Here is a 6,144-nt window from a genome sequence, read left to right as displayed (position 1 = left end):
TTTAATTTTGTCATCGGGACACTACGCTTCGCTACGTCTTGCGAAGCAATGCTTCTCATCTCAGAATATTGACTCTCCGACAAACCCGGTATGGTTCAAAAAGAGAACTAGATGACGTTTAGATAAAATTTTCAATCAAATAATCTTATTGTTGTTATTTCTAGTCACATAGTCTATTTTTATTATATGAATTATTCTTCCTCACCCAAAAGACCACGTGGTCGACCAACCAAACACGGTTGTAACTATGCAGACACTAAAGAAGTTTTAATCCACCGAGGTATCGAGTTACTGACCGAACGTGGAATGAATGCTATGAGCTTGGACGATCTCATGAAATCAGTCCAAGTTCCTAAAGGGTCTTTCTACCATTATTTTGTAAATAAAGAGGCTTTTATTTTAGAAGTCTTAGATGCTTATGAACTTTATTTTGTGAAGCGATTGAATAAGTTTTTAAGTCAAACTGATCTTTCCCCACTAGAAAAGCTGCAAAATTTTGTAAAAGATGCGGGTGAAAAAATGCAAAAATATGATTTTAAACGAGGTTGTATTTTAGGTAACTTAGGACAAGAAGTGTCGTATTTGCCACAAGAAATCATTGCCCGAATCGAAAGTATCTTTAAGGTATGGGAGAAATTAGTTTCTGATTGCCTACATCAGTCAAATTCACAATATAGCCTAGCTGATTGCGATGAAGCTGCTTATCAGTTTTGGATTGGGTGGGAAGGTGCAGTTCTAAGAGCACGTTTGGTCAAATCAACAAGTCCCTTAGATGCATTTTATCGCTTGTTTACTTTAGCTGTAAAACAACAAAATCACGTAAAAAGTTAATTAAAAAATAAATGCAGACGTCTGTATTTATTTTTTAATTAATTCTAGACAAGCAGTCTAATTAAATGGAGAGGAAGTTCTATGTACAAAGGTATTGTAATTACTAAAGATGAAGCAGGTTACACATCACAAATTACTGAGATTGCATCAAAGCCTTTACAAGAAGGAGAGGTTAGAGTCGAAGTCAAATATTCAACACTCAATTATAAAGATGCTTTAGCCATTACTGGGCGTTCACCAGTGGTGCGTAGTTTTCCTTTGACCCCAGGCATCGATTTTTCGGGTGTTGTGATTGAATCAAAACATCCAGCATGGAAAGAAAGAGATGAAGTTCTACTGAATGGTTGGGGAGTGGGTGAAAAGTATTTTGGAGGGCTAGCCGAGCAAGTCACTGTTTCTGGTGATTGGCTCATACAAAAACCTTCTGCTTTTTCTTTTAAAGATACGATGGTTATTGGTACAGCAGGTTATACCGCAATGTTGTGTCTCATGGCTTTACAAAAACATGGTATTAAACCAAGTGATGGAAAAATTTTAGTGACAGGTGCAAATGGTGGAGTAGGTAGTATTGCCATTATTATTTTGAATCATCTTGGTTATGAGATTACAGCTTCAACTGGTCGACCTCAAGAGTCAGAATATTTAACCTATCTAGGTGCGAGTGAAATTATTGATCGTATTGAATTATCTTCCCCAGGAAAGCCATTAAACAAAGAAGTTTGGGCTAGCGTAATTGATACTGTTGGAAGCCATACTTTAGCCAATGCATGTGCTAGTACAAAATATCGTGGTGCAGTTGCTGCGTGTGGTTTGGCAGGCGGAATGGATTTTCCAGCAACAGTTGCTCCATTTATTCTAAGAGGGATTACCTTATATGGAATTGATAGCGTGATGGCACCAATCGAATTAAGAAAAGAAGCATGGGAACGTTTGGCTACAGAATTAGATCAAACAAAATTAGAAACAGTAACGACTGAAATTCAGTTAACAGATGCTTTAAATATTTCAAATGAAATTTTAGATGGAAAAATTCGAGGTAGAGTTGTTGTACAGATATAGTTCAACAAAATGAGTTGTGGGACTGTTCTAAATTTTGTGTAAGTACTTAATTTTCATTTATCCTACTGAGGATAATAAAAAGAGGTACTTCACATGGATGAAGCTACAATCAAAAGTATGGCAGCTGAATTAGCTAAAGGTTTAAAAACTCCTGAAGATTTAAACCAAATGACAGCCATATTTAAAAAGTTCATGATCGAAACCGCTCTGAATACTGAGCTTTCTGAACATTTAGGCTATGAAAAGCATCAACCTAAGAAGGGATCTAATGCACGTAATGGTTTTAGCTCCAAAACAGTTCTAACACAAGATGGGCAGCTTGCTTTAGATATCTCTTGTGATCGTGACGGCTCTTTTGAACCACAGATTATTAAGAAGCATCAAACACGCATTACTAGCATGGATGATCAAATTCTTTCGCTATATGCGAAAGGAATGACAAATAGAGAAATTGTTGCTTTTTTAAAGAAATGTACGATGCCGATGTATTTGCCTCCCTTATTAGTAAGGTGACGGATGCTGTCATTGAACAAGTGACAGAATGGCAAAATAGAACACTCGATAGTCTTTATCCTGTTGTCTATTTAGATTGCATTGTTGTTAAGGTTCGTCAGCATTCAACAGTAATCAATAAATCAGTTTATTTAGCATTAGGCATTAACCTGGATGGCCAAAAAGAACTTCTTGGCATGTGGCTTGCTCAAATAGAAGGTTCCAAATTCTGGCTGTCAGTCATGACAGAGCTTAAAAATCGAGGAGTGCAAGATATTCTTGTAGCCTGCCTTGCGAAGCAGCGCTTCTCAGGACTAAAAGGCTTTCCTGATGCGATAGCCTCTGTCTACCCTCATACTGATATCCAGCTGTGTATCTACATGTTGTACGCAATAGCCTGAGATTTGTGAGCTGGAAGGACTACAAAGCTGTAACAGCAGGATTGAAGGCGATCTATCAGGCAAGTACAGAGGAAAATGCTTTAAAGCCCCTAGATATCTTCTGCGATCAATGGAATCACCAGTATCCAAAAATTGGAGAATCCTGGCGGGCAAATTGGGAAAATATCCGAACGATCTTTAGCTATCCTGCTGAAATACGTCATGTGATTTATACAACAAATGCAATTGAATCATTGAATAGCGTGATCCGCCATTCAACTAAAAAGAGAAAGATCTTCTCTTCTGATGATTCAGTGAAAAAGGTCATTTATTTAGCAACTTCAAATGCTGCTAAAAAATGGACCATGCCAATTCAAAATTGGCGTTTAGCAATGAATTGGTTTACGATTCAGTTCGATGATCGATTAAAAGATCATTTATAAAAAATGAGACTTACACAAAATAATTTACAGGCTCGTAGAAACATGAAAATACATTCTTTTGGTGAACACAATAACATTACTTTATCTAATAATTGTATTGAAGTTCGAGGTGCACGTGAGCATAACCTTAAGGATGTAGATGTTTCTATCCCAAGAAATGCACTTGTTGTTTTCTCAGGTGTATCGGGTTCAGGAAAATCATCACTTGCTTTTGGAACTATTTTTGCTGAAGCACAAAGAAGATATTTCGAATCTGTTGCACCTTATGCAAGACGCTTAATAGATCAGGCCGGAGTACCAGATGTTGATGCTATTGATGGTCTACCACCAGCAGTAGCATTGCAACAACAACGTGGTGCAAGTAATACCCGTTCTTCTGTTGGAAGTGTAACAACTTTATCAAATCTCGTGCGAATGATTTATTCGCGTGCTGGTGCATATCCTGCCGATCAGCCAATGTTATATGCCGAGGACTTTTCACCGAACACTCCTCAAGGTGCTTGTCCTACCTGTCATGGTTTAGGTCACATTTATGAAGTTACAGAATCGACAATGGTTCCTGACCCAACACTCAGTATTCGTGAGAGAGCTATCGCATCATGGCCACCTGCTTGGCACGGGCAAAACTTACGCGATATCCTAGTAACCCTAGGGTATGATGTTGATCGACCATGGAAAGATTTACCGCAATCGGATAGAGACTGGATTTTATTTACTGAAGAAACCCCAACAGTTCCTGTCTATGCTGGTTTAAGCCCCGCTGAGACTCAATCTGCACTTAAACGTAAACTAGAACCCAGCTATATGGGCACTTTCACTGGTGCTCGTCGCTATGTCCTTCATACTTTTGCTAATACCCAAAGTACGTTGATGAAAAAACGTGTTTCACGTTTTATGGAAGGAAAAATATGCCCTTCCTGTCATGGTAAACGCCTTAAACCAGAAGCCTTATCTATTACCTTTGCTGGAGTAGATATTGGTGAGTTTATGCAACTTTCTTTGGATAAGTTAACTTGCCTGCTTGAGCCCATTGTTCTTGGCAATTTCGACGCTCATGATGCTGGAGAAAAGACTAATAATAAAGTAACCCAACTTGATAGATCTGAACGAGCAACAACAGGTAGAGCAGTGCATTCTGTATCTCCAGATGTAAGACGTACGTCAGCACTTTCAGATGAAAAGAAAATTGCTGCCCAGCGTTTAGCAAATGGTGTGGTGGGGCGTTTAAATCAATTACGCCAGTTAGGTCTTGGTTATCTAACATTAGATAGAGCCACACCGACTCTTTCAGCGGGAGAGTTACAACGTTTGCGTTTAGCAACACAATTAAGTTCTATGCTATTTGGTGTAGTTTATGTACTGGATGAACCGTCTGCTGGATTACATCCTTCAGATAGTCAGTCATTATATGATTCTCTCGATAAATTAAGAGACGCTGGAAACTCCGTATTTGTTGTAGAGCATGATTTAGAGCTCATGCGTCGTGCTCAATGGTTAGTGGATGTTGGACCAGATGCAGGAGAGCAAGGTGGTAATATTTTATATAGTGGAGTACCTCAGGGTTTAAGTGAGATTTCAGCTTCACGTACTGCAAGTTATTTATTTAATAAAATCCCAGTTACTCAAAGTTATGGACGTACACCCTCTGGTTGGCTTGAACTTAACAATATTTACCGACATAACCTGCATAATATTGATGCTCGTATACCTCTTGGTGTACTTACAGCAGTTACAGGTATTTCAGGTTCAGGTAAATCTAGTCTCGTTTCTCAAGCTTTACCCGAGTTAGTACTTTCATATTTAGGCAATGAATCTGAAACTGAAAACAATAATGAAAATAATCCGTTAAATGAAGGAATGTTGGTTACCGAGGTTACACAGGGTTCTCTGGCTGGTGATGTGGAGGCTATACAGCGTCTGGTACAGGTTGATCAAAAACCAATTGGCCGTACTCCACGTTCTAATCTGGCAACTTATACGGGTTTATTTGATCATGTTAGAAAGTTATTTGCTGGGACTCCTGAAGCTCGCCAAGCTCATTATGATGCTGGACGTTTTTCGTTTAATGTGGCTAAAGGGCGATGTGAAACTTGTGAAGGTGAAGGCTTTGTCAGTGTAGAATTATTGTTTATGCCAAGTGTATATGCCCCTTGTCCGACATGTCATGGTGCTCGATATAATGATGACACTCTGAAAATTCGCTGGAATGGACGTAATATTGCTGAAGTATTAGGAATGACCGTCAATGAAGCACGTGATTTTTTTGATGGAGAGGTCTCGATTGCTCGTTCACTACAATTATTAAAGGAAATTGGCCTTGGTTATTTACGTTTAGGGCAACCAGCGACTGAACTATCTGGTGGAGAAGCGCAACGTATTAAATTGGCGACCGAGCTGCAACGCAATCAGCGTGGAAATACACTGTATATACTTGATGAGCCAACTACAGGTTTGCATCCATCAGATGTAGATCGATTGTTAGTTCAATTGCAGCGATTAGTCGATGCGGGTAATACCGTGGTTATGATTGAGCATGATATGCGTGCCGTTGCACAAGCAGATTGGGTGATTGATGTGGGACCAGGTGCTGGAAATGCTGGTGGGAATATTGTTGTGGCAGGAACACCAAAACAAATAACAGAAAATCAAGATAGCCGTACTGCTCCATATTTAGTTAATGAGTTAGTGAGTCGTGATACTAAATATTGATATTGCGAGTGGGTAGAATAAAACCTTAAATTAAAAGCCTGTAAAATCAATCAGATATTTTTTGTTTTAGGTGGTGTGTGAGCATGAAATCTAAAATTTTTTTCAACTAAGGGCTTTGTTGCACAAACCTATCTGTAACGGCTTTTTCAGCGATATAATTTTCAAATGAAGAAGCCTACACACAAAATCTACCGCACAACCAATTGGCCCGCATATAACCGAGCACTCAT

General features: G+C 38.9%; 3 protein-coding genes and 1 pseudogene. All 4 read left to right on the top strand.

Annotated features, from left to right (window positions below; all coding sequences use genetic code 11):
• Positions 1-186 precede the first annotated feature (186 nt).
• Positions 187-831 (top strand): TetR/AcrR family transcriptional regulator, encoded by a 645-nt coding sequence (locus NI470_RS15360; RefSeq protein WP_004779976.1) that lies wholly within the window; start codon positions 187-189, stop codon positions 829-831.
• 81 nt (positions 832-912) lie between these two features.
• Positions 913-1,890 carry an acrylyl-CoA reductase (NADPH) gene (gene acuI, locus NI470_RS15355; protein WP_253148973.1) on the top strand — a complete coding sequence of 326 codons (978 nt, stop codon included), beginning with the start codon at positions 913-915 and terminating at the stop codon, positions 1,888-1,890.
• Positions 1,891-1,983: 93 nt separating this feature from the next.
• Positions 1,984-3,205, top strand: a pseudogene (locus NI470_RS15350) (IS256 family transposase).
• Between the two features lie 42 nt (positions 3,206-3,247).
• A complete protein-coding gene (locus NI470_RS15345; protein ID WP_253148975.1) occupies positions 3,248-5,914 on the top strand; it encodes an excinuclease ABC subunit UvrA in 2,667 nt (888 codons plus the stop codon).
• Positions 5,915-6,144 lie beyond the last annotated feature (230 nt).

The organism is Acinetobacter lwoffii, assembly GCF_024129115.1.
In the GTDB taxonomy this organism is placed as follows: domain Bacteria; phylum Pseudomonadota; class Gammaproteobacteria; order Pseudomonadales; family Moraxellaceae; genus Acinetobacter; species Acinetobacter lwoffii_T.
Note: the sequence above shows the minus strand (reverse complement) of the source record. Positions and strands in the feature narration are given on the sequence as shown.